This is a genomic window from Kitasatospora sp. NPDC088134 (genome assembly GCF_044741705.1).
GTDB lineage: Bacteria > Actinomycetota > Actinomycetes > Streptomycetales > Streptomycetaceae > Kitasatospora.
Map to the genome: position 1 here is coordinate 167,649 of NZ_JBIUTD010000002.1, position 22,889 is coordinate 190,537.

The 22,889-nt window shown below is 73.2% G+C and carries 19 protein-coding genes and 1 pseudogene; 14 read left to right on the forward strand and 6 right to left on the reverse strand.

Features of this window, described 5'->3' with window-relative positions; genetic code table 11:
* Positions 1 to 23: 23 nt before the first annotated feature.
* Entirely contained in the window at positions 24 to 632 is a 609-nt protein-coding gene (locus ACIOHG_RS04345; protein ID WP_400945136.1) for a Uma2 family endonuclease, read from the reverse strand.
* Positions 633 to 684: 52 nt separating this feature from the next.
* Here ACIOHG_RS04345 and ACIOHG_RS04350 point away from each other — a divergent pair, with 52 nt between their 5' ends.
* Together ACIOHG_RS04350 and ACIOHG_RS04355 are read left to right on the forward strand one after the other, a co-directional pair.
* Positions 685 to 1,278, forward strand: a complete 594-nt coding sequence (locus ACIOHG_RS04350) for a TetR/AcrR family transcriptional regulator (RefSeq protein ID WP_400945138.1) — start codon at positions 685 to 687, stop codon at positions 1,276 to 1,278.
* Entirely contained in the window at positions 1,275 to 2,609 is a 1,335-nt protein-coding gene (locus ACIOHG_RS04355; RefSeq protein WP_400945140.1) for an MFS transporter, read from the forward strand. Before ACIOHG_RS04350 ends, ACIOHG_RS04355 begins: the two co-directional genes overlap by 4 nt.
* A gap of 91 nt (positions 2,610 to 2,700) precedes the next feature.
* On the opposite strand, the gene ACIOHG_RS04360 is transcribed toward ACIOHG_RS04355, so the two are convergent.
* The 4 genes and pseudogenes from ACIOHG_RS04360 to ACIOHG_RS04375 all read right to left on the reverse strand — a co-directional run bounded on the left by ACIOHG_RS04360 (position 2,701) and on the right by ACIOHG_RS04375 (position 5,280).
* Positions 2,701 to 3,360 carry an HAD-IA family hydrolase gene (locus ACIOHG_RS04360; RefSeq protein WP_400945142.1) on the reverse strand — a complete coding sequence of 220 codons (660 nt, stop codon included), beginning with the start codon at positions 3,358 to 3,360 and terminating at the stop codon, positions 2,701 to 2,703.
* Between the two features lie 70 nt (positions 3,361 to 3,430).
* On the reverse strand, positions 3,431 to 3,910 hold the full coding sequence (locus ACIOHG_RS04365) for a deaminase (protein ID WP_400945143.1): 480 nt from the start codon (positions 3,908 to 3,910) through the stop codon (positions 3,431 to 3,433).
* Positions 3,873 to 4,592: a RibD family protein gene (locus tag ACIOHG_RS04370; RefSeq protein WP_400945145.1), complete on the reverse strand. Its 720-nt coding sequence runs from the start codon at positions 4,590 to 4,592 to the stop codon at positions 3,873 to 3,875. The genes ACIOHG_RS04365 and ACIOHG_RS04370 overlap by 38 nt, the downstream gene beginning before the upstream one ends.
* Before the next feature lie 74 nt (positions 4,593 to 4,666).
* Positions 4,667 to 5,280 (reverse strand): annotated as a pseudogene (locus ACIOHG_RS04375) (pyridoxamine 5'-phosphate oxidase family protein).
* Positions 5,281 to 5,417: 137 nt separating this feature from the next.
* Here ACIOHG_RS04375 and ACIOHG_RS04380 point away from each other — a divergent pair.
* The 6 genes from ACIOHG_RS04380 (at position 5,418) to ACIOHG_RS04405 (ending at position 13,418) form a co-directional block, all read left to right on the forward strand.
* Positions 5,418 to 6,227, forward strand: coding sequence for a methyltransferase domain-containing protein (locus ACIOHG_RS04380; protein WP_400945147.1), 810 nt, complete (start codon positions 5,418 to 5,420; stop codon positions 6,225 to 6,227).
* A 132-nt stretch (positions 6,228 to 6,359) separates the two neighbouring features.
* Positions 6,360 to 6,593: a hypothetical protein gene (locus ACIOHG_RS04385; protein WP_400945149.1), complete on the forward strand. Its 234-nt coding sequence runs from the start codon at positions 6,360 to 6,362 to the stop codon at positions 6,591 to 6,593.
* Positions 6,594 to 6,740: 147 nt separating this feature from the next.
* Positions 6,741 to 7,211 carry a CYTH domain-containing protein gene (locus ACIOHG_RS04390; RefSeq protein WP_400945151.1) on the forward strand — a complete coding sequence of 157 codons (471 nt, stop codon included), beginning with the start codon at positions 6,741 to 6,743 and terminating at the stop codon, positions 7,209 to 7,211.
* Positions 7,212 to 7,262: 51 nt separating this feature from the next.
* Positions 7,263 to 7,664, forward strand: a complete 402-nt coding sequence (locus tag ACIOHG_RS04395; protein ID WP_400945153.1) for an NUDIX domain-containing protein — start codon at positions 7,263 to 7,265, stop codon at positions 7,662 to 7,664.
* A gap of 207 nt (positions 7,665 to 7,871) precedes the next feature.
* Complete coding sequence (locus ACIOHG_RS04400; protein WP_400945155.1) at positions 7,872 to 10,802, forward strand: SpoIIE family protein phosphatase; 2,931 nt, start codon at positions 7,872 to 7,874, stop codon at positions 10,800 to 10,802.
* A 156-nt stretch (positions 10,803 to 10,958) separates the two neighbouring features.
* A complete protein-coding gene (locus tag ACIOHG_RS04405; RefSeq protein ID WP_400945749.1) occupies positions 10,959 to 13,418 on the forward strand; it encodes a SpoIIE family protein phosphatase in 2,460 nt (819 codons plus the stop codon).
* 9 nt (positions 13,419 to 13,427) lie between these two features.
* Here the strand turns inward: ACIOHG_RS04405 and ACIOHG_RS04410 are convergent, their stop codons facing one another.
* On the reverse strand, positions 13,428 to 14,546 hold the full coding sequence (locus tag ACIOHG_RS04410; protein WP_400945157.1) for a hypothetical protein: 1,119 nt from the start codon (positions 14,544 to 14,546) through the stop codon (positions 13,428 to 13,430).
* 212 nt (positions 14,547 to 14,758) lie between these two features.
* Between ACIOHG_RS04410 and typA the strand changes: the two genes are divergently transcribed.
* The 6 genes from typA to ACIOHG_RS04440 all read left to right on the forward strand — a co-directional run bounded on the left by typA (position 14,759) and on the right by ACIOHG_RS04440 (position 22,725).
* Positions 14,759 to 16,663 (forward strand): translational GTPase TypA, encoded by a 1,905-nt coding sequence (gene typA / locus ACIOHG_RS04415; RefSeq protein WP_400945159.1) that lies wholly within the window; start codon positions 14,759 to 14,761, stop codon positions 16,661 to 16,663.
* 347 nt (positions 16,664 to 17,010) lie between these two features.
* Positions 17,011 to 18,648, forward strand: coding sequence for an ABC transporter substrate-binding protein (locus ACIOHG_RS04420; protein ID WP_400945161.1), 1,638 nt, complete (start codon positions 17,011 to 17,013; stop codon positions 18,646 to 18,648).
* A gap of 140 nt (positions 18,649 to 18,788) precedes the next feature.
* On the forward strand, positions 18,789 to 19,715 hold the full coding sequence (locus ACIOHG_RS04425) for an ABC transporter permease (protein ID WP_400945163.1): 927 nt from the start codon (positions 18,789 to 18,791) through the stop codon (positions 19,713 to 19,715).
* On the forward strand, positions 19,708 to 20,643 hold the full coding sequence (locus ACIOHG_RS04430) for an ABC transporter permease (RefSeq protein ID WP_400945165.1): 936 nt from the start codon (positions 19,708 to 19,710) through the stop codon (positions 20,641 to 20,643). Before ACIOHG_RS04425 ends, ACIOHG_RS04430 begins: the two co-directional genes overlap by 8 nt.
* A gap of 17 nt (positions 20,644 to 20,660) precedes the next feature.
* A complete protein-coding gene (locus tag ACIOHG_RS04435) occupies positions 20,661 to 21,716 on the forward strand; it encodes an ABC transporter ATP-binding protein (RefSeq protein WP_400945167.1) in 1,056 nt (351 codons plus the stop codon).
* Positions 21,709 to 22,725, forward strand: coding sequence for an ABC transporter ATP-binding protein (locus tag ACIOHG_RS04440; protein WP_400945169.1), 1,017 nt, complete (start codon positions 21,709 to 21,711; stop codon positions 22,723 to 22,725). Before ACIOHG_RS04435 ends, ACIOHG_RS04440 begins: the two co-directional genes overlap by 8 nt.
* Positions 22,726 to 22,889: the final 164 nt, after the last annotated feature.

Genomic DNA, 22,889 nt, shown 5'->3' on the forward strand with positions numbered 1-22,889 from the left:
TGTAGGTACAAGAAACTGTACGTCTATGACGATGCGTCGACAAGCGCCCACTGGTGCTCGGTTCCGGGACGAGAAGCGACGAAGAGCGGGTCACGTGCCCGGCCGGTCCGCAGGGCACCTGCGACCGACCGTCGGGCCCACGCATGCCGACGGCAAAATACCTGGCCAGGGGCACTGCTTGTGGCTCCGCCGCAGGCCGGGCATTCCGCTTCAACGTCCGACGCGCCACCGGGGCCGGTCTCTCCGTCGTGCGGCGGTCGAGCGCGCGGGCGCGGCGCCAGCCGGGTCAGGTCCAGCTCGATGACGAGTCGGACGTCCTCGGGGGCGAACCAGGTGCGGTCGCCGTCGAAATCGGCCGTCGTCACCAGCAGGTCCGGTTCGGGGCGGTTGCGGGAGTCCAGGCGGATCGTCATCTCACGTTCGACCTCGACGCCTTCGGGCGCCTGGCCGGTGAGGGCGTTGGTCAGCGCGGTGACGACACGGCTGTGCCACGTCCGCCGGGGCGACAGCATGAAGACGAGGGCTCCGTCGATCAGTTCGGTGTGCCGGGGCGCCTCGGGGAGGCGGTCGAGATCCTCCGCGAACCAGCCTTCCGCGCGGGGCGGGCGCATCCAGTCGGGCAGTGAGGTCATGGCCCGAGCCTAGCCGTAGACAGTGTCTGCGCGAGGCTGGTAGACAGTGTCTATGAGCGATGCGGGAGAGTCCCTCCGGGAGCGCCTGGTGGACGCCGGGGTGGAGTTGGTGCTGGCCGAGGGGTCGGGGGCGGTGGGGCTGCGGGAGATCGCGCGGCGGGCCGGGGTGTCGCACGGGGCGCCCCGGCGGTACTTCCCGACGCACCGGGAGTTGTTGTCGGCGGTGGCGCGGCGCGGGTTCGCGGAGTTGGGGGCCCGGTTCGCGGGGGTGGCGGCGGCGGACCCGCGGGAGCGGGTGGCGGGGATCGCCCGGGAGTACCTGCGGTTCGCGGAGGAGCGCCGGGGGATGTACGAGCTGATGTTCCGTCACGACCTGCTGAACGGCGACGGGCAGGAGGCGGACGGTCCCCGGCTGCGGGAGGAGACCGGGCCGCTGTTCGCGGGGATGGCGCACCTGGTGGGGGAGTGCACGGGGGATGCGGAGCGCGCCCCGGTGGTGGCGGCCGCGCTGTGGGCGAACCTGCACGGGCTGGCCCAGTTGCAGGGCTGGGGGAGTACCCGGCTGATGCTCGGGGAGGGCCGCGAGGAGGAGCTGCTGGCGGCCGTGCTGGCGGCGCACCTGGGCGGCGCGGGCGGGGCGCGATGAGCCGGCTCGCCCTGCCGGTGAGCGCCGCCGCCGCGATGCTGGTGGCGCTGGACGGCACCGTACTGCTGATCGCCCAGCCTGCGATGCGGCGCGAACTCGACGCGAGCGCGGCCGAGTTGCAGTGGACCAGCACCGGCTACCTGGTCGCCGTCGCGGCCCTGCTGGTGGTCTCCGGCCGACTCGGCGACCGGTACGGGCACCGCCGGACGCTGCTGGCGGGCGTGCTGGGGTTCGGCGCGTCCTCGGCCGCGATCGCGCTGGCCCCGACGGTCGGCTGGGTGGTCGGACTCCGGGTCGCCCAGGGCGCGTTCGGCGCGCTGCTGCAGCCGGGAACGCTGGCGCTGCTGCGGCTGTGCTGCCCGCCGGAGCGGCTGGGCCGGGCGATCGCCGTCCGGACGGGCGCCATCGCGGTCGCGGCCGGCGCCGGCCCGCTGCTGGGCGGCGTCCTGGTGGACGCGTTCGGCTGGCGGGCGGTGTTCTGGGTCAACCTGCCGGTGGCCGTGCTGATCGCGGCGATGACCCTGGCGCTGCGCCCGCCGCGGGTCGAGGGCCGGGCCCAGCGCCTCGACCTGGCCGGCGCGGCTCTGCTGGCGGCCGCGCTCGCCGTCCTGGTACACGCCCTGGCGGCCGTCCCGGACCGGGGTCGGTCCGGCCGCGGTCCCGAACTCGCCTGCGCCGCAGTGCTGTTGGCTGTCCTGGTGGCGCACGAGCGGCGGGCCGCCGAGCCGGTGGTGCCGCGCCCGGTGGCCCGCTCGCGCCCGGTGACGGCCTCGCTGGCGCTGCTGCTGACGTCCTCCGCCGGCCTGTTCGGCACCCTGTTCAGCACCACCTTCCGGCTCCAGGACGCCCTGCACGTCGGCCCGTTGGGCGCCGCGCTGCGGATGCTGCCGCTGACCGCGCTGATGGTGCTGGGCGCGCCGGCCGCCGCCCGGGCGCTGGGCCGGTGGGGGCCGCGCCGGACGGCCTCGGCGGGCGTCCTGCTGCTGGTGGCGGGCATCGGCGCACTGGCCGGCCCGGGCGGCGGCGGGTCGGCCCCGGTGCTGACGGGGGTGGCCTCGGCGCTGCTGGGGGCCGGGTTCGCGGCGGTGATGGTGACGGCGACCGGCAGCGTGGTCGGCGACGCCCCGCCCGGACACGCGGGCGCCGTCGGGGGGTTGAAGCAGACCGCGATGAACATCGGCCCGACCCTGGGCATCGCCACCGCCGCCGGGGCCGGGACGCACGGCGCCCTGCCCGCCCTGGCCCTGCTCGCCCTCTGCGGCGCCCTGCCCGCGGCCGCGCTCCCGGGCCGGGCCCGGCGACTCACGGGGCTCGCCGAGCCGGCCCGCTGACGGAGCGACAACAGATCGAGAGGCGGCGACATGCCCACAGCCGGTCCTCAAGGCGCCCGGCCCTCAAGGACGTTGCTCCGGGCCCCCGCCCTCAGGGCAGCCGGACGACCAGCCCGCCGCCGTTCCCGGCGGCGGTGACGGTGACGCCGGAGAGGTCGTCCACGTGGTGGTCGGGCCGGTGCGCGGCGGCGCGCGGGCCGATGCCGAGGACGGGCATCCCGGCGGCGCGGGCGGCGGCGATGCCGGCCTCGGAGTCCTCCAGGACCAGGCACTCGGCAGGGGCGATGCCGAGCCGGGCGGCGGCCTTCAGGAAGCCCTCGGGATCGGGCTTGCTGGTGCCGACCTGCTCGGCGGTGATCATCAGCGGCGGCAGCGGCACGCCCGCGGCGGCCATCCGGACCCGGGCCAGCGCCTCGTCGGCGGAGGTGACCAGCGCGTGCGGGAGACCGGACAGCGAGGCCACCAGCCGGGCGGCGCCCGGGACTTCGACCACGCCCTCGGTGTCGGCGGTCTCCTCGGCGAGCATCTGCCGGTTCTCGGCGAGGTTCTGCTCCACCGGGCGGTCGGGCAGCAGCAGGGCCATGGTCAGGTGGCCCTGGCGGCCGTGCACCACCGGCATGACCGCGTCCCCGTCCAGGCCGTTGCGCTCCGCCCAGCGCCGCCAGCAGCGCTCGACCACGGCGTCGGAGTTGACCAGGGTGCCGTCCATGTCGAGCAGGACGGCGCGGACCGGCGGGGTCAGGACGGGCATCGGGGCTCCTCGGGAGACCTCGTACGGGTGTTTGTTCCTCAATCGTACAAAACCCGTGGGGCAGCGGTCCTCAGCCCACCAGGTGCGCGTTGACCGCCCGGGCCTCCGCCGCCAGCTCCGGCAGCTCCACCACCTCGACGCCCGCCGCGGTGAGCAGCGCGGTGCCCCGGCAGTCCGCGACGAACAGCGCGGGCTCCTGCCAGGCCGTCACCACCCGCGGGACGCCGGCCGCGACGATCAGTTCGGCGCAGGGGTGCGGGCGGGAGGCACGCTGCCCGCAGGGCTCCAGGGTGGAGTAGAGGGTGGCGGTGCGCAGCCGCGGGTCGCCGGCCGGCAGCTTGCCGAGGGCGGCCTCCTCGGCGTGGTTCACGGCGTCCACCTCGCGGCTGAAGCCCTCGGCGAGCAGCTCGCCGTCCGCGCCGACGACCACCGCGCCGACCGAGAACGCGGTCTCCGAGGGCGGGCAGTGCCGGGACAGCTCGATCGCGCGCCGCAGCCACCGCAGGTCGTGCTCAGCGCTCACCGGGCTCGCCGGGCTGTTCGGGCTCATCGGGGGACTCCTTCGGGGCGTACCGCAGCAGGACGACGTCCCCCACGGTACGTGCCCCCAGCAGGCGCATCCGGCGGGTCGGGCCGCCGGGGTAGGCGGCGGGGGAGAGGAAGCGGGGCGCGTCCGCCTGGCCGACCAGCAGCGGGGCGACGGCCAGGTGCAGCTCGTCGGCCAGGCCCTCGGCGAGGAAGCGGGTGTGCACGCCGCCGCCGCCCTCGACCATCAGCCGGCCGATCCCGCGCGCGCCCAGCTCGTCCAGCACCGCGCCCAGTGGGACGGTCGGGCCGAACCCGAGCACCTCGGTACCGGGCGCGTCGGCCAGTGCGGCGCGCAGCGCGGGCGCGGCGGCATCGGTGGTGCAGACCAGCTTGGCGCCGCCGGTGTGCCAGAAGCGCAGCTCCGGGTCGAGCCGGCCGCTCGCGCTCAGGGTGACCTTGAGCGGGTGCTCGGGGCGTCCGGCGGCGAGCCGTTCGGCGCGCCGGGCGGGGGAGTTGACCAGCAGCCGGGGGTTGTCGGCGCGCAGCGTGCCGCCGCCGACCAGGATCGCGTCGCTCCCGGCGCGCAGCGCGTCCACCCGGTCGAAGTCCGCGGCGTTGGAGAGCAGCAGCCGGTCGGGGGAGGCGTCGTCGAGGTGTCCGTCGATCGAGACGGCGGCGCTCAGCAGGACGTGGGGGCGGGGCACGGGCGGCACTCCGGGGTCGGCGGCGGGTCGGGCTCCACGGTACGCCGCGCCCGCTCGGACCTGCCGGGGCCGGGTCAGGCGGGCCGGGGCGGCAGCGGCAGCGGGAGCGAGGGCAGGCCGTCGATGCTGACGGCGACGTGGTCCTTGCTCTCGCAGTACTCGCCGAACCGCTCCTCGCCCTTGCGGTCGAAGAACTCGGTGTGCAGCTCGCGGTCGGAGCGGTAGTCCATGAACGGGACGGCGAACCCGCAGGAGTCGCTCACCCTCCCCCAGCCCTGGGGGCTGGGAGGTGCCCCCTGGCCCGGACCAGCACGATCACCCGCAGCCCGGCGCCGTCCGCGGCCGGGTCGAAGGCGGCGAGCAGCCCGGCGAAGCGCGGGTCGTCCCGGAACACCGGCTCGCCGCGGCCGTGCACCCGCAGCACGGTGGGCGGCCCCTCGAAGGCGCACCACATCAGGGTGATCCGGCCGTTCTCCCGCAGGTGGGCGATGGTCTCGGCGTGCGAACCGCCGAAGTCCAGGTAGGCGACGGTGAGTTCGTCGAGGACCGCGAGCGTCCCGGAGCGGCCCTTGGGGGACAGGTTGACGTGGCCGTCGGCCGCGAGCGGCGCGGTGGCGACGAAGTACACGGGCTGCCGCTCGATGAACGCGCGCAGCCGGGCGTCGATCCGTTCGTACGTCTTTCCCATGCCGTCGATTCTGCTCCCGGCGGTGCGCGGCGGGCCAGGTGATGGCGCATCAGTCTTGCCATGCGAGACGGTATTGTCCGATCCACGGACGGTACTCCTATGCTCGGCGCACCGCCTTCGAAGGGGAGGGAGCCACCGTGGCCGGTTACACCCATGGGCACCACGCCGCCGTCCTGCGCTCGCACCGCACCCGCACCGCCGCCAACTCGGCCGCCTACCTGCTGCCCGAACTCCGGCCGGGACAGCGGGTGTTGGACGTCGGCTGCGGGCCCGGCACGATCACCGCCGACCTGGCCGAGCTGGTCGGCCCGCAGGGGCGGGTGATCGGCATCGACCCGTCCGCCGAGGTGCTGGCCCAGGCCGCCGGACTGGCCGCCGAACGCGGCCTGGACCAGCTGTCCTTCGAGGCCGCCGACGTGTACCGGCTGCCGTACGCCGACGCCTCGTTCGACGTGGTGCACGCGCACCAGGTGCTCCAGCACCTGGCGGACCCGGTGGCCGCGCTGCGCGAGATGCGCCGGGTCACCGCCCCGGGCGGGGTGGTCGCGGTCCGCGACGCGGACTACGCCGCGATGACCTGGTACCCCGAACTGCCGGAGCTGGACGAGTGGTCGGCGCTCTACCGGGAGGTCGCCCGGGCGAGCGGCGGCGAACCCGACGCCGGCCGCCGCCTGCTGTCCTGGGCGCTCCGGGCCGACCTGGCGGGCGTCGAGCCGGTGCCCTCCTCCTCGACCTGGACGTACGCGACGGAGGCCGAACGCGCCTGGTGGTCGGAGACCTGGGCCGAGCGGACGGTGCGCTCCAACACCGCCGCCACCGCGCTCGCCGAGGGCCTGGCCACCCCCGCCGACCTGGAGCGGATCGCCGCCGGCTGGCCCCGCTGGGCCGCCCGTCCGGATGCCTGGTTCGCCGTACTGCACGGTGAACTCCTGCTTCGCGTAAGCTAGTTGGGCACGCCCCCGCGTTGACGAGTTGTTAACCGGCTGCGTACCGCCCGGTAGCATCTGCCGCCCAGCCTCGGAGCTGCGGCGCGCGGTCCGGCCTGCCCCCCACCGGGCCGGACCGCTACCGTGTGCGGCATGCAGCCGACCGACCGCACCGACGCCGGGCACGCGAACGCGAACGGTCCGCACCGGGTGGTGCGGCAGGACGACAACGGCAACCGCTTCCTGGTCGCCCGCGGCCTCGACCGGGCCGGGGCCGCGGCGCTGGCCGCCGAGTTCGAGGCCCGCGGCCACAAGCAGCTCTACTGGATCGAGCCCGAGGACGCCGACGGGCGGAGCACCCCGCCCGGAACACCCGCCGCCGGATGACCGGCACCGAACGACCGGCACCGAACGACCGGCACCGAACGACCGCCGCCGAATGACCCCGCCGGGCGCCCCCGGTCCGCGTAGCGTGGCGGTCGGCGGCCGCGCGCACCCGGCGCGCCGGTGCCGCCCGACCGAGGAGGAGGCCCGGTGGCCGTCGAGATCGAGCGGAAGTTCCTCGTCCCGGAGGGCGCGGACGTCCCCGCGGGGCGGGAGTTCGACGTCCGGCAGGGGTACTTGGTGATCGGGCCGGAGGGCGCCGAGGCCCGGGTCCGCGACCAGGCCGGGGCCTGCTCGCTGACGGTCAAGCGCGGCGCCGGCCTGGTCCGCGGCGAGTGGGAGACCCCGATCTCCGCCGAGCAGTTCGAGGCGCTGTGGCCCGCCACCGAGCACGCCCGGGTGGCCAAGACCCGCCGGGTGGTGCTGCTCGGCCGGTACGAGGCAGTGGTCGACACCTTCCACGGCCCGCTGGCCGGACTGCGCACCGTCGAGGTCGAGTTCGCCGACCCGGCGGAGGCCGCGGCCTTCGTCCCGCCGCCCTGGTTCGGCCCCGAGGCCACCGACCGCGCCGACCTGAAGAACCAGCAGCTGGCCACCGCGACGGCCCCGCCCGGCCCCTGACGTAGGGTCGGACCGGCGGGCCGCGCGGGCGGCCCGGGAACGGCGAGGGCGATGGCAACCCTGATCGACACGGTGGCGTGGGTCCGGCTGGAGGGCGGCCGCATCCTCTGCGCCCGCCCGCGCGGCAAGGACGTGTTCTACATCCCCGGCGGCAAGCGGGAGCCCGGCGAGAGCGACCTGCAGACCCTGGTCCGCGAGGTCGCCGAGGAGCTCACCGTCGCCGTCCGCCCCGACACCGTCGCCCACGTCGGCACCTACCACGCCCAGGCGCACGGCCACCCGGACGGCGCGGTGGTCCGGATGGCCTGCTACCGCGCCGACTACACGGGGGAGCTCGCCGCCAGCAGCGAGATCGAGGAGGTCGAGTGGTTCGGCTACGCCGACCGCGACCGGGTCCCCCCGGTCGACCAGATCCTCTTCGACGACCTGCACCGCGACGGCCTGCTGAAGTAGACCGCTCCGCCCCCGCCCGTGCGGTGTCCGATCTGTACGCCAATCGGACAGACGACCCCTATGTCGGGATAGCCACCCGAATCCCTGGGTATGGCAGTGTTCGGCAGCATTCGTCACGATCGGTGAGCCTGCGAGAGCAGAGCGTGGCGACGGCCCGCGCCCGGCGACCCGCCGGGGGCGTTCCAGCGAAGTCCGGAGGCCCCGCAGGTGGCGAAGCCGGGTGGCGGCGGGGGAGAGCGCGAGGCGTCCGGCCTGCCCGGGCGCGGCTCGCGGCGGCCGAGCGGCCCGGTCCTCCCCGCGGGCGGCGGGCGCGCCGGCCGGGCCGCCGCCCGTGCCCGGCTGCGCGCCCACGCCCGGCCCGAGCAGGCCCTGCGCGGCGGCCGCCCCGCCCCGCTGCCGGGCAGCGCCCCGACCGCGGGCCGCCCGGCCGCCCGCACCGGCCCCCGCCCGTCCGCCACCACCCCCGCCGGAGCCCCCGCAACACCCCAAGCCGCCGCACCCGAAGCCGCCGCACCCGAAGCCGCCGCGCCCGCCCGCGGCCGCCCCGTCCGCGCCTTCCCCGGCACGCCCGGCACCCCCGCCCCGCCCGCCGCCGGGGAGCCCGGCGGCGGCCCGCACCCGGGCGCCCGGTCCGACACCGCGCCCACCAGCCTGCACCCGAGCCGGCGCACCGAGGGCGGCAGCCTGCTCGACGTGGTCCGGGTGGCGATCGTCATCCTCGACACCTCCGGCCGGGTGGTGCTGTGGAGCCCGGCCGCCGAGCAGATGCTCGGCTGGCCCAGCGAGGTGCTGGTCGGCCGCGCCATCGACCAGCTGATCGAGGACCGGGCCCAGGTCGAGCGGACCGCGGCGGCCCTGCGCGAGACGCTGCGCCGCGGCTCCTGGCACGGCTTCGCCGAACTCTCCGACCGGGACGGCGTGCCCGTCGAGGTGGAGGCCCGGCTCTCGCTGCTGGTCGACGGCGACGGCGCCCCGTACGTGCAGGCCGCGCTCACCGAGGCCGCCGCGCTGCGCGCCGTCGAGCGCGACCTCGCCGTCCGGGACGCGCTGTTCGAGCAGTCCCCGCTGGGCATCGCCGTCCTCGACACCGAGCTGCGCTACACCGCCGTCAACCGCACCCTCGCCGAGATGAACGGCCTGCCCGCCGAGGCGCACGTCGGCCGGACCACCGGCGAGACCATGCCGGAGCGCTCCGCCGACGAGATCACCGCCATCCAGCGCCAGGTGCTGGCCACCGGCGAGCCGGTCATCGACGTCACGCTGGCCTCCCCGTCCACCGCCCGCGCCGGCTACCGGTCGATCTCCTACAGCCGGATGACCGACCGCTCCGGCCGGGTGCTCGGCATCTCCGGCACCGTGATGGACGTCACCGAGCGCTACCGGGCGGTGGCCAAGGTCGAGGGGGCGCGCCGCCGGCTGTCGCTGCTCAACGAGTTCGGCTCCCGGGTCGGCGACCTGCTGGACGCCGCGATGATCGCCCAGGAGCTGGCCGGCGCGGTGGTGCCGCGGCTGGCCGACTACGCGGGCGTGATCCTGCTGCAGGCCGTCGCGCACGGTGACGACCTGCCCCGGCACGGCCACGACCGGCACACCTCGCTGCTGCAGCTCGGCGTCGCCGCGATCCAGCAGGGCCCGGCGGTGGAGACCATGCTCCGGCACGGCGCCCGGATCACCTTCGAGGAGGACTCGGTGTTCGGGCGGGTGCTGCGCAGCGGCGTCCCCGAGATGCTGTCCGGCGGCAGCGGGCCCGAGGAGCTGTCCTTCCCCGGCGACCCCAAGGTGGAGGCCGCCCGCGAACTGGGCGTGCACTCCCGGCTGGTGGTGCCGCTGCGGGCCCGCGGCATCGTGATCGGCCTGCTGGTGGTCAGCCGGGCCGGCTACCGCGAGGGCTTCGACCGCGACGACCTGGCCTTCACCGTCGAACTCGCCGACCGGGCCGGCAGCTCGCTCGACAACGCCCGGCTCTACGCCCGCGAGCGCACCGCCGCCCTCACCCTGCAGCGCGCCCTGCTGCCCCAGCAGGTCCCGCAGCCGACCGGCGTCGAGGTCGCCTACCGGTACGTGCCCGGCTCCAGCGGCACCGAGGTCGGCGGCGACTGGTTCGACGTCATCCCGCTCCCCGGCGACCGCACCGCCCTGGTGGTCGGCGACGTGATGGGCCACGGTCTGCGGGCCGCCGCCACGATGGGCCGGCTGCGCACCGCGGTCCGGGTGCTGGCCGCCCTCGACCTGGCCCCCGAGGAGGTGCTGCGGCACGTCCACGAGCTCGCCGACGACCTCGCCCAGGGCCCCGACGAGGCGCTGCTCGCCACCTGCGTCTACGCGGTCTTCGACCCGGCCCGGCGCAGCCTGACCGTCACCAAGGCCGGCCACATCCCGCCGGTCCTGGTGGTGCCCGGGTCCGGCGCCGAGCCGGCCCGCTCCGGCGGCCCGCTGCCCGGCGGCACCGGCCGGGTGGTCGACCTGCCCTCCGGCGCGCCGCTCGGCGTCGGCGGGGTGCCGTTCGAGTCGATCGAGCTGGAGGTCCCGGACGGGAGCCTGCTCGCCCTGTGCACCGACGGGCTGGTGGAGTCCCGGGACAAGGACCTGGACGTGGGACTGGGGAGGTTGGTCAGCGTGCTCGAACAGCCGTACGCCTCGATCCAGCAGGCGTGCGAGGCCGTCCTCGACACCATGGAACAGGGCCGCGAGCCCGACGACGTGGCCCTGCTGCTGGCCCGGCTCGGCCGCGGCCGGGCCGACGTGCCCACCGCCGGTTGGACGCTGCCGGCCGAACCGACCGCGGTCTCCCGGGCCCGCCGGCTGGTCCGCGGCACGCTCGCCGACTGGGGCGTCGAGGAGTACACCGACACCGCGGAACTGCTGGTCAGCGAGCTGGTCACGAACGCCGTCCGGTACGCCAGCGCCCCGATCGGGGTCCGCCTGACCCTCGGCGAGGACCTGCTGGTGGAGATCTCCGACCCACTGCCCGACCCGCCCCGGGAACGGCACGCCGGGGCCGGCGATGAGGGCGGCCGCGGTCTGGAACTGGTCCGCCGGCTCGCCCTGCGCTGGGGGACCAGGGCCGAGGGACTGGGCAAGGTCGTCTGGTTCGAACTGGCAGACTCGGAGGTTCAGCCACCCGAGTCGATGTTGTGACGTTGAAGGGCGTGTGCGCCCACGCCCGGATGATGAATACTCGGACATCGAATACTCGGTCTTCTCGACACCGGATGGGCGCGGGTTGGAGGGGTCGGTCCGTTGAACAGCTTCCCGGCACAGAACGCGACGCACGGCAGCAGCGGTCACGCCGCGGTGCCGGAGCAACCGGGTGCCCCGACGGTGCCCGTCCCGTTGCCGGCCGGCTGGGGCCAGAGCGCCTCGGGAACCCTCTACGACTACATCCGGGTCGCCACCTTCGCGATCGGCCCCGACGGGCGGATCGCCCAGTGGAGCGACCGGGCCGCCGAGTTCTTCGGGGTCCCCGCCGCCGAGGCGGTCGGCGCCGACCCGATCACCGCGTTCGTCCCGCGCGAGCTCTGGCAGCGCGGCCGGGCCCGGCTGGAGCGGGTGCTGGCCGGCGAGGAGTGGGTCGGCACCGCCCCCTACCGGGACCTGGCCGGCGCGGAGCACCTCGCCGAGGTCTACGCGATGCCCGACAGCGCCGACGGCTCCGCGACCTGCATGGCCGTCGACCTCGGCCGGCTGCGCGCCGTCGAGACCGACCTGGCCGCCTCCGAGGCGGTGCTCGGCCAGACCCCGACCGGCTTCTTCCTGTTCGACTGCGAGCTCAAGCTGCAGCGCGTCAACGCCGCCTTCGCGGCCGGCGTCGGCCGCAGCCCCGCCGCCCTCCAGGGCCTCGCCCCCGGCGACGTGTTCCGCCCCTCCGACGCCGACCGGCTGCTGCTCGCCCTGCGCAAGGTGCTCACCGGCCAGGAGCCCGTCCTCGACCTGCGGCTGTCCGGCCCGGTCCGCGCCGACCACCCGGCCGGCGCCCGCGACGAGGAACAGCGCACCTGGGCCGTCTCGCTGTACCGGCTCACCGCCGCCGGCGGCCGCCCGATCGGCGTGGCCGGCCAGGTCCAGGACGTCACCAGCCGGCACATCGCCGAACGCGAGGCGGCCGGCGTCCGGCGCAGCCTCGCCCTGCTCAACGAGGCGTCCACCCACATCGGCTCCACCCTCGACCTGGAGACCACCGCCAAGGAACTGCTCGACGTGATCGTCCCGCAGTTCTGCGACGTCGCCACCGTCGACCTGTACAGCGCCCTGCTCACCGGCGAGTCCAGCCCGCAGGGCGCCCACCCGGAGAGCGGCGAGCTGCGCCGGGTCGCGGTCTCCAGCGTGGTCGGCAACGCCCCCTCGGTGCTCGGCAGCGAGCGCGGCGGCGTCCGGGTCGCCGAGGCCGGCGGCACGCTCTGCTACCCGCCGCGCTCCCCGCACGCCCGCGCCCTGCGCACCGGCCGCAGCGTCGTCCCGCAGCCCGGGCCCGACCCGCTGCTGCGCTCCACCCTGGTGGTGCCGCTGGTCGCCCGCGACCAGGTGCTCGGCCTGGTGCAGCTGTCCCGGGCGATCGGCTCCGAGCCGTTCGACGCCCGCGAGGTCGCCATCGCCGAGGAACTGGTCGCCCGCGCCGCGGTCTGCGTCGACAACGCCCGGCTCTACCGCCGCGAGCACGAGCGCGCGCTGATCCTGCAGCGCAGCCTGCTGCCCCCCGGCAACCCGGCCGCCTCCGGCCTGGAGATCGCCCGCCGCTACCTGCCCAGCAACAACAACACCGAGGTCGGCGGCGACTGGTTCGACGTCATCCCGCTGCCCGGCGGCCGCACCGCCCTGGTGATCGGCGACGTGATGGGCCGCGGCCTGCGCGCCGCCGTCGCGATGGGCCAACTGCGCACCGCCGTCCGCACCCTGGCGATGCTCGACGTCGACCCGGCGGACGTGCTCTCCGCGCTGGACGAGATCGCCCGCGGCCTGGGCAACGACGACTGGGCCGACTCCGGCGCCGAGCTGTACCTCGCCACCTGCGTGTACGCGGTCTACGACGCGGTCAAGCAGCGCTGCACCTTCGCCAACGCCGGCCACCTCCCGCCGGTGCTGCTGGCCCCCGGCGAGGCCGCCCGGATGCTCGACGTGCCGCCCGGCCTGCCGCTCGGCGTCGGCGGCGAGCCCTTCGAGGAGGTCACCGTCGACCTGCCCGAGGGCGCCGTCCTCGGCCTCTACACCGACGGCCTGGTGGAGTCCCGCAAGCACCAGCTGGACGAGGGCCTGAAGGCCTTCCGCACCTCGCTCACCAACGGCTCCGACCGGCTGGAGGAGCTCTGCGACCAGGTCCTGGACGAGCTCAACCCGCACCACGGCGAGGACGACATCGCCCTGCTGATGGCCAAGGTGCACGCGCTGCCCAAGGGCTCGGTCGGCGACTGGCGGCTGCCCCCCGAGCCGACCTCGGTCGCCAAGGCCCGGGAGGCCGCCTGCGGCTGGCTGCTGGAGCGCGGCCTCGACGAACTGGTCGACACCTGCGAACTGCTGGTCAGCGAACTCGTCACCAACGCGCTGCGGCACGGCCGCGGCGAGATCCGGCTGCGCCTGCTCCGCGACAGGTCGATGGTCTGCGAGGTCTGGGACGACGCCTACGCCCAGCCCCGCCAGCGCCGCGCCCAGGAGACCGACGAGGGCGGCCGCGGCCTCCAGCTGGTCTCCCTGCTGGCCGAACGCTGGGGCAGCCGCCGCACCCCCAAGGGCAAGATCGTCTGGTTCGAGCTCTCGCTCTAGGGCCTGTCGTCAGCCCTCCAGCACCACGGTCGCGGACCGCCGCTCCACCAGGGCGATCCGGGCCAGGCCGGGCAGCAGCTTCCGGGCCCGGTCCAGCGCCTTCCCGGCCTCCTCGGACCGCCCGGCGGCGAGCAGCGCCGCGGCCCGGGAGCAGAACGCGTTGGCGGTCACCACGGAGTCGCCGGACGCCCGCAGGGCCCGGGCGGACTCGCGCAGCGCGCCCTCCCGGTCGCCGCCCAGCCGCAGCCGGTCGGCGCGGGCGGCGGCGTGCGGCCGGTCGCCGACCGAGGCCAGCTCCGCCGTCAGCAGCGACACGGCTTGCGGCAGCGGCAGCAGCCCGGCGTCGGCCGCGCACACCAGCACCTGCGCGCGGAGCACGGACACCGTCCACGCGGAAGCGTGCAGTCGGCCGGCCGTCAGTGACTCGGCGGCGGTCAGCGCCTCCTGCCACCGCCCCTGGGCGAGCAGCACGTTGATCCGGATCGCGGCACCCGTCCGGCCGCTCGGCGCCGGCGCCCCGGCCAGCAGGGCGGCCGCGTCGGCGATCCGGCCGTTCTCCAGGGCCAGGTGGGCGTCCGCCTCGACGGGCGTCGGGAACAGGTCGACCAGCACCTCCGCCGGGGCGGTGGGCAGGCGCAGCACCACCCAGCCGGCGGTCCCCGGGTACCGGGCGGTGAGCAGCAGTTCCAGCGCGGGGAACGCCGCGGTGGCGGTGCCGAACAGCCACCAGCCGTCCGGCCCGGCGAGCAGCAGGGCCACCCCGAGCAGCACCGGCGCCGCGTACGCGGCGGTCACCGTCGCCCAGGTGCGGCCGCGTGCCGCGCGGGCCCGCTGGTACATGCCGTGGAACACCGGGAGCGGGACGGCCCGCACCCACAGCCGCCGGGAGCCCAGCGGCAGTCCGAACAGCGGCTGCCCCAGCCCGACGCCGTACGACAGGGCGCGCAGGCCGCCGAGCGGGCCGAGCAGGGCCAGCAGGAGCTGGGTCAGGTTGGTCCCGACCACGAGCCCGCCGAACCAGCCGAACAGGAAACCGCCGAGGCTCCCGGTGGGCGGGGTCACCCCGCCGAACAGGATGACGACCCAGAGGGCCACGACGAGTAGCAGGCGGACCTTCTTCTTCTTCACCGGCGTAGCTTCCCGGGCCCCTGGTGCGTACGGGAAGTGCCGATACCCAGTTGTGATCTGCACCGCGTCCGACCGGCCCGTTTCTGCTCCGTTGGAGCCTTCCCCGTACGATGGGAAGAAGCCGAGGCATGTGCCGTGCCCGGTGGGTGGACCGGTGAATGCTGACGCGGGCCGGGCACCGTGACCCACGATTCCGGGAGAATCAGCGCCGCATGCCCACGCGCAACGACATTCGTAACGTCGCCATCGTCGCCCACGTCGACCACGGCAAGACCACCCTGGTCGACGCCATGCTGAAGCAGGCCGGTGCCTTCGCCGCCCACCAGCACCTCGACGACCGGATGATGGACTCGAACGACCTGGAGCGCGAGAAGGGCATCACCATTCTCGCGAAGAACACCGCGGTCAAGTACCACCCCAAGGACGGTGGCGCGCCGATCACCATCAACATCATCGACACCCCCGGCCACGCCGACTTCGGCGGTGAGGTCGAGCGCGGCCTGTCGATGGTGGACGCGGTCGTGCTGCTGGTGGACGCCTCCGAGGGCCCGCTGCCGCAGACCCGCTTCGTGCTGCGCAAGGCGCTCACCGCGCGGCTGCCCGTCATCCTGTGCATCAACAAGACCGACCGTCCGGACGCCCGGATCGACGAGGTCATCAACGAGACCTACGACCTGTTCCTGGACCTGGACGCGGACGAGGACCAGATCGAGTTCCCGATCGTCTTCGCCTGCGCCCGCGACGGCGTGGCCTCGCTGACCAAGCCGGAGAACGGCACCGTGCCGGCCGACTCCGACAACCTGGAGCCGTTCTTCTCCACCATCCTGGAGCACGTCCCGGCCCCGACCTACGACGAGGCCGCCCCGCTGCAGGCGCACGTCACCAACCTGGACGCCGACAACTTCCTCGGCCGCATCGCGCTGCTCCGGGTCGAGCAGGGCGAGCTGCGCAAGGGCCAGACGGTGGCCTGGATCAAGCGCGACGGCTCGATCCAGAACGTCCGGATCTCCGAGCTGCTGATGACCGAGGCGCTCACCCGCAAGCCCGCCGAGGTGGCCGGCCCCGGTGACATCTGCGCCGTCGCGGGCATCGGCGAGATCATGATCGGCGAGACCCTCGCCGACCCGGAGAACCCGATCGCGCTGCCGCTGATCACGGTCGACGAGCCGGCCATCTCGATGACCATCGGCACCAACACCTCGCCGCTGGTCGGCAAGGGCGGCTCCGGCAAGGGCGCCGACGCCAAGTCGGCCGGCAAGGTCGACCGCAAGGTGACGGCCCGCCAGGTGAAGGACCGCCTGGACCGCGAGCTGATCGGCAACGTCTCGCTGCGCGTGCTGGAGACCGAGCGCCCGGACGCCTGGGAGGTGCAGGGCCGCGGCGAGCTGGCGCTGGCCATCCTGATCGAGACCATGCGCCGCGAGGGCTTCGAGCTGACCGTCGGCAAGCCGCAGGTGGTCACCCGCGAGATCAACGGCAAGACCCACGAGCCGGTCGAGCGCCTCACCGTGGACGTCCCCGAGGAGCACATGGGCGCCGTCACGCAGCTCATGGGCATCCGCAAGGGCCGGATGGACAACATGTCCAACCACGGCTCGGGCTGGGTCCGGATGGAGTTCGTGGTGCCGTCCCGCGGCCTGATCGGATTCCGGACGGAGTTCCTCACCAACACCCGCGGCACCGGCATCGCGCACTCGATCCACGAGGGCTACGAGCCGTGGTTCGGCCAGCTGACGACCCGTAACAACGGCTCGCTGGTCGCCGACCGCTCCGGCGTGGTCACCGCCTTCGCGATGACCAACCTGCAGGAGCGCGGCGTGCTGTTCACCGACCCCGGCACCGAGGTGTACGAGGGCATGATCGTCGGCGAGAACTCGCGCGCCGACGACATGGACGTGAACATCACCAAGGAGAAGAAGCTCACCAACATGCGTTCCTCGAACGCCGACGTGGCGGAGTCCATCGTGCCGCCGCGCAAGCTCTCGCTGGAGCAGTCGCTGGAGTTCTGCCGCGAGGACGAGTGCATCGAGGTGACCCCGGAGACCGTGCGCATCCGCAAGGTCGTCCTGGACGCCAAGGAGCGCGGCCGCACGGCCTCGCGCGCCAAGAAGGGCTGACGCCCGATCGCTTCGGCCCGACCGGCCGGTGTCCTCGCGGACACCGGCCGGTCGCGTTTTTGGTGACTCTCAGTATCTGAGACGGGAAGGGGGAAGTGTTCGTTAATCGGACGTCACTGATCGTCATGCGTGACAACTGTCCGTTTCGCCCCTGTCTGGGTATGTCGTGAATGTCCGATTATTGGGATTCATCCATCGTTCATGTGACCAAATTGAAATCCGTATTGGTCATTTCCGTACCCGTGAGTGACCGATAGTGGGTGCAGTCGAGCTCGGGTCGAGGCTCCTGCGCAGGGGTGCGCGCCAGGCCGCGAGCGATCTGCAACACGATTTCAGGAGGCACACCCATGCGCGGTGCCAGCCAGGCCAAGTGGGTTGTCGCAGCCGTCGCGGTCGCCCTCGCGGCCACCGCCTGCGGCAGCGGCGGTTCTTCCGGCGGGGGCGCCGGCGACGCCGGTCCGGTCAACGCCCAGGGCGTCTTCAGCTACCAGAGCTCCGAGCCGCAGAACCCGCTCCAGCCGGCGAACGCCATGGAGGTCGGCGGCGGTCGGATCATCAAGACCCTGTTCAAGGGCCTGGTGGACTACGACCCCAGCAACGGCAAGCTGCGCAACCAGGTCGCCGACAAGATCGAGACCACCGACGCGCAGAACTACACCGTCACCCTGAAGCCGGGCTGGACCTTCCACGACGGCACCCCGGTGACCGCGCAGTCCTTCGTGGACGCCTGGAACTGGTCCGCCAACGTCAAGAACAACCAGATCAACTCCGACTGGTTCTCCGACATCCAGGGCTACACCGACGTCCACCCGGACAAGGGCGACCCGACCGCCCAGACCATGGCCGGCTTGAAGGTCGTCGACGACACCCACTTCACCATCGCGCTGACCGGCCCGGTGTCGTACTTCGAGTACAAGCTCGGCTACACCGCCTTCTCGCCGCTGCCGAAGGTGTTCTTCACCGACCCGGCGAAGTACGGCCAGTCGCCGATCGGCAACGGCGCCTACAAGTTCGTCTCCTGGGAGCACAACAAGGCGGTCACCGTCGCCGCGTACGACAAGTACGCGGGCATCGACAAGCCGAAGAACGCCGGCATCGTCTTCAAGAACTACTCGCAGGCCGAGGCCGCCTACAAGGACCTGGTCTCCGACAACCTGGACGTGCTGGACCAGGTCGACCCGAGCGACCTCGCCTCCTACAAGAGCGACCTGGGCGACCGCGCCGTCGACCAGGCACAGGGCGCGATCCAGTCCATCTCCTTCTCGCTCTACCAGGCCGAGTGGCAGGGCCAGGACAAGGCCAAGGTCCGGCAGGGCCTGTCGATGGCGATCGACCGCGCCACCATCACCAAGACGGTGCTGAACGGCTCGCGCCAGGCCGCCAACTCCTGGGTCGCCCCGGGCGCCATGGGCTACAAGGACAACACCTGCGGCGAGTACTGCACGTACGACCCGGCCAAGGCGAAGCAGCTGGTCACCGAGGGCGGCGGCGTCCCCGGCAACAAGATCACCGTGCTGTACAACGCCGACGGCGGCCACAAGGAGTGGGTGGACGCGGTCTGCAACTCCATCCGCCAGGCCACCGGCGTCGAGTGCGTCGGCGACGCCAAGCCGGACTTCAAGACCTCCCGCGACCTGATCAAGAACAAGAAGGTCAACGGTCTGATGCGGACCGGCTGGGTGCAGGACTACCCGCTGAACGCCAACTTCCTGCGGGACGTCTACGGCACCGGCGCGGCGGCCAACGACGCCGGTTACTCCAGCCCGGAGTTCGACAAGTTCGCCGCCGAGGCGGACAAGGCGACCTCGGTGGAGAAGACCGCCGAGCTGTACCAGCAGGCCGAGGCCCAGCTGGCCAAGGACATGCCGGCCATCCCGCTCTGGTACTACAAGACCACCGCGGGCTACTCGAAGAACGTGCAGAGCGTGAAGTACGACTCCTTCGGCGACCCGGTCTTCACCCAGGTCGAGGTCAAGCAGAAGTAACCGGGCCGGCACCGCACGGCTCGCACCGACACGGCCGGTGCCGTGCCCGCCCCACCGGGCGGTCCGGCACCGGCCGTCGTCACGTCCAGAACTCTGACACCGGGACTGACGGCGCGTCAGAGAAGTCAATTGGAGGCACGATGGGGCGCTACGTCGCGAGGCGACTGCTCCAGATGATCCCGGTGTTCCTGGGCACGGTCACGATCATCTTCTTCATGACCCGGATGCTGCCCGGCGACCCCGCGGCGGCGATGTGGGGCGACAAGGCGGCCGACCCGGCCCAGCTGGCCGCGTTCAAGCACGACATGGGACTCGACGTCTCCAAGTGGCAGCAGTACCTCAACTACATGGGGGACCTGCTCACCGGCGACTTCGGCAAGACCATGAACGGCCGCCAGGTCATCGACGTGATCGGCGAGGCGCTCCCGGTCACCGTCCGGCTGGCGCTGCTGGCCTTCGTCTTCGAGCTGGTCGTCGGCGTGGCGATCGGCCTGTTCGCCGGCCTGCGCCGCGGCAAGGCCTTCGACAAGTCGACGCTGGTGCTGACCCTGCTGCTGATCTCGATCCCGGTCCCGGTGCTCGGCTTCATCTTCCAGAACGTGTTCGCGATCCAGCTGAAGTGGATCACCCCGACCGTCCAGGACTCGATGAACCTGGGCCAGTTGATCCTGCCCGCCGTCGTGCTCGGCTCGATCTCGCTCGCCTACGTCGCCCGGCTCACCCGCACCTCCATCGCGGAGAACCTGAAGGCCGACTACATGCGCACCGCCGTCGCCAAGGGCCTGCCCCGGCGCAAGGTGATCGGCACCCACCTGCTGCGCAACTCGATGATCCCGGTGGTGACCTTCCTGGGCACCGACCTCGGCGCCCTGATGGGCGGCGCGATCGTCACCGAGGGCATCTTCAACGTCAAGGGCGTCGGCAACGCGCTCTACCACGCCATCAACCTCAACGAGGGCGCGACCGTCTCCGGTTTCGTCGTCGTGCTGGTGCTGGTCTACCTGGTCGCCAGCCTGCTCGTCGACCTGCTCTACGCGGTCCTGGACCCGAGGATCCGGTATGCCTGACCTGACCACGAAGAACGCCGCGATCCCCGCCCAGCGGGACGGCGCCGTCGAACCGAAGCCGGAGAAGCCCCGCAGCCTCGGCCTGGACGCCTGGCACGACCTGCGCAAGCGCCCGATCTTCCTGATCTCCGCCGCGCTGATCGTCCTGCTGGTGCTGTTCGCGATCGCCCCCAGCCTGTTCACCTCGGTGGACCCGCGGGCCGGCGACCTGCGCAACCACTACCTGGCCAAGCCGAACTACCTGCACTTCTTCCAGGCGGACTGGTTCGGCTACGACGGCCAGGGCCGCTCCATCTACGCCCGGATGATCTACGGCGCGCGCGCCTCGGTGGTGGTCGGCATCTGCGTCACCGCCGGCGTCACCGTCCTCGGCGGCCTGCTCGGCATGATCGCCGGCTACTACGGCGGCTGGGTCGACACCATCGTGTCCCGGTTCACCGACATGGTTTTCGGCATCCCGCTGCTGCTCGGCGCGCTGGTCATGCTGAACGCCTTCCAGGTCCGCACCGTCTGGTCGGTGGTCTTCGCGCTGGTCGTGCTGGGCTGGACCCAGATGACCCGGGTGATGCGCGGCTCGGTGATCACCGTCAAGCAGTCCGACTACGTCACCGCGGCCAAGGCGCTCGGCGCCGGCACCGGCCGGATCATGTTCAAGCACATCCTGCCGAACGCGATCGCCCCGGTGATCGTGGTCGCCACCATCGCGCTCGGCGGCTACATCGCCACCGAGGCGACGCTGAGCTTCCTCGGCATCGGCCTGCAGGACCCGACCATCTCCTGGGGCATCGACATCAACTCGGCCCAGAAGGTCATCCGTACCGCTCCGTTCGCGCTGTTCTTCCCGGCCGGCATGCTCAGCGTCACCGTGCTGGCGTTCATCATGCTCGGCGACGCGGTGCGCGACGCCCTCGACCCGAAGCTGCGCTGAGAGAGGCGGCCCGCACCATGACCACCGCACCCGCGAAGACCACCAACGCCGCGAAGGACCGCCCGGCCCCGGGCACCCCGCTGCTCGAAGTCCGTGACCTGCACGTCGAGTTCAAGACCCGGGACGGCGTCGCCAAGGCCGTCAACGGCGTCAACTACTCGGTCGCGGCCGGCGAGACCCTGGCCGTGCTCGGCGAGTCCGGCTCCGGCAAGTCCGTCACCGCGCAGACCATCATGGGCATCCTCGACATGCCGCCCGGGCGGATCACCGCCGGGGAGATCCTGTTCCGGGGCCGGGACATGCTGAAGATGTCCGCCGAGGAGCGCCGGAAGATCCGCGGCCGCAAGATCGCGATGATCTTCCAGGACGCGCTCTCCTCGCTCAACCCGGTGCTCTCCGTCGGCTACCAGCTCGGCGAGATGTTCCGCGTGCACGAGGGCGCCTCCAAGAAGGAGGCCCGGGCCAAGGCGATCGAGCTGATGGACCGCGTGCGCATCCCCGCCGCCGCCCAGCGCGTCGACGACTACCCGCACCAGTTCTCCGGCGGCATGCGCCAGCGCATCATGATCGCGATGGCGCTGGCCCTGGAGCCCGACCTGATCATCGCCGACGAGCCGACCACCGCCCTCGATGTCACCGTCCAGGCCCAGGTGATGGACCTGCTCGCCGAGCTCCAGGCCGAGTACCACATGGGTCTGATCCTGATCACCCACGACCTCGGCGTGGTCGCCGACGTCGCCGACAAGATCGCCGTGATGTACGCGGGCCGGATCGTCGAGACCGCCCCCGTCCACGACCTGTACGCCAACCCCGCCCACCCCTACACCGAGGGCCTGCTCCGGTCGATCCCGCGACTGGACCAGAAGGGCGAGGAGCTGTACGCGATCAAGGGCCTGCCGCCCAACCTCTACAAGGTCCCGGCCGGCTGCGCGTTCAACCCGCGCTGCGACGCGGCCACCGACCTCTGCCGCACCGAGATCCCCGCCCTCCACCAGGTCACCGACCGGGACGGGGCGGAGCTCGCCGGGCGCCGCAGCGCCTGCCACTTCTGGAAGGAGACCCTCCATGGCTGAGCCCATCCTGGAGGTCCGCGACCTGGTCAAGCACTACCCGCTCACCCAGGGCGTCCTCTTCAAGAAGCAGGTCGGCGCGGTCAAGGCCGTCGACGGCATCTCGTTCACCCTGCACAAGGGCGAGACGCTCGGCATCGTCGGCGAGTCCGGCTGCGGCAAGTCCACCCTGGCCAAGGTCCTGATGAACCTGGAGCGGGCCACCGCCGGCCAGGTGCTCTACAAGGGCGAGGACATCTCCCGGCTCTCCGGCGCGGCCCTCAAGGCGGTCCGCCGCAACATCCAGATGGTGTTCCAGGACCCGTACACCTCGCTGAACCCGCGGATGACGGTCGGCGACATCATCGGCGAGCCGTTCGAGATCCACCCCGAGGTCGCCCCGAAGGGCGACCGGCGCAAGGCCGTGCAGGACCTGCTGGACGTGGTCGGTCTCAACCCCGAGTACATCAACCGGTACCCGCACCAGTTCTCCGGCGGCCAGCGCCAGCGGATCGGCATCGCCCGCGGTCTGGCGCTCAAGCCGGAGATCATCATCTGCGACGAGCCGGTCTCCGCGCTCGACGTGTCGGTGCAGGCCCAGGTGATCAACCTGCTGGAGCAGCTCCAGCAGGACCTGGAGCTCTCCTACATGTTCATCGCGCACGACCTCTCGATCGTCCGGCACATCTCGGACCGGGTCGGCGTGATGTACCTCGGCAAGATGGTCGAGATCGGTACCGACCTGGAGATCTACGACCACGCCACCCACCCGTACACCCAGGCGCTGCTCTCCGCCGTGCCGGTGCCGGACCCGAGCGACCGGGAGAACCGCGAGCGGATCATCCTCTCCGGCGACATCCCCTCCCCGGCCAACCCGCCGTCCGGCTGCCGGTTCCGCACCCGCTGCTGGAAGGCGGAGGAGCGCTGCTCCACCGAGGTCCCGCTGCTCGCGGCGCCGACCCTGCTGACCGGCGGCGCCCGGCACGACTCGGCCTGCCACTTCGCGGCCGAGCGGGAGCCCGCGGCCGCCTAGCGGGGGAGTGCAGAACCGACACGCCGTCAGGGGCGCGGGCCACCGCCCGCGCCCCTGACGCGTCGTCAGGCCCGCCTTACCCCGTCCGGCCCTACTGCGGTCGCGCCGCACCGGCCGGGCCCTTCTCATGAGGTGAGATGCGTCATACACCCCTGAGGAGGAAG

Excerpts from the sequence above, each read along its gene's own strand:
- ACIOHG_RS04420 (WP_400945161.1), top strand. The coding sequence starts at position 17,011 with ATGCGCGGTGCCAGCCAGGCCAAGTGGGTTGTCGCAGCCGTCGCGGTC.
- ACIOHG_RS04365 (WP_400945143.1), bottom strand. The coding sequence starts at position 3,910 with ATGAGCCCGAACAGCCCGGCGAGCCCGGTGAGCGCTGAGCACGACCTG.
- ACIOHG_RS04425 (WP_400945163.1), top strand. The coding sequence starts at position 18,789 with ATGGGGCGCTACGTCGCGAGGCGACTGCTCCAGATGATCCCGGTGTTC.
- ACIOHG_RS04345 (WP_400945136.1), bottom strand. The coding sequence starts at position 632 with ATGACCTCACTGCCCGACTGGATGCGCCCGCCCCGCGCGGAAGGCTGG.
- typA (WP_400945159.1), top strand. The coding sequence starts at position 14,759 with ATGCCCACGCGCAACGACATTCGTAACGTCGCCATCGTCGCCCACGTC.
- ACIOHG_RS04350 (WP_400945138.1), top strand. The coding sequence starts at position 685 with ATGAGCGATGCGGGAGAGTCCCTCCGGGAGCGCCTGGTGGACGCCGGG.
- ACIOHG_RS04385 (WP_400945149.1), top strand. The coding sequence starts at position 6,360 with ATGCAGCCGACCGACCGCACCGACGCCGGGCACGCGAACGCGAACGGT.
- ACIOHG_RS04440 (WP_400945169.1), top strand. The coding sequence starts at position 21,709 with ATGGCTGAGCCCATCCTGGAGGTCCGCGACCTGGTCAAGCACTACCCG.
- ACIOHG_RS04360 (WP_400945142.1), bottom strand. The coding sequence starts at position 3,360 with ATGCCCGTCCTGACCCCGCCGGTCCGCGCCGTCCTGCTCGACATGGAC.
- ACIOHG_RS04395 (WP_400945153.1), top strand. The coding sequence starts at position 7,263 with ATGGCAACCCTGATCGACACGGTGGCGTGGGTCCGGCTGGAGGGCGGC.
- ACIOHG_RS04430 (WP_400945165.1), top strand. The coding sequence starts at position 19,708 with ATGCCTGACCTGACCACGAAGAACGCCGCGATCCCCGCCCAGCGGGAC.
- ACIOHG_RS04355 (WP_400945140.1), top strand. The coding sequence starts at position 1,275 with ATGAGCCGGCTCGCCCTGCCGGTGAGCGCCGCCGCCGCGATGCTGGTG.
- ACIOHG_RS04435 (WP_400945167.1), top strand. The coding sequence starts at position 20,661 with ATGACCACCGCACCCGCGAAGACCACCAACGCCGCGAAGGACCGCCCG.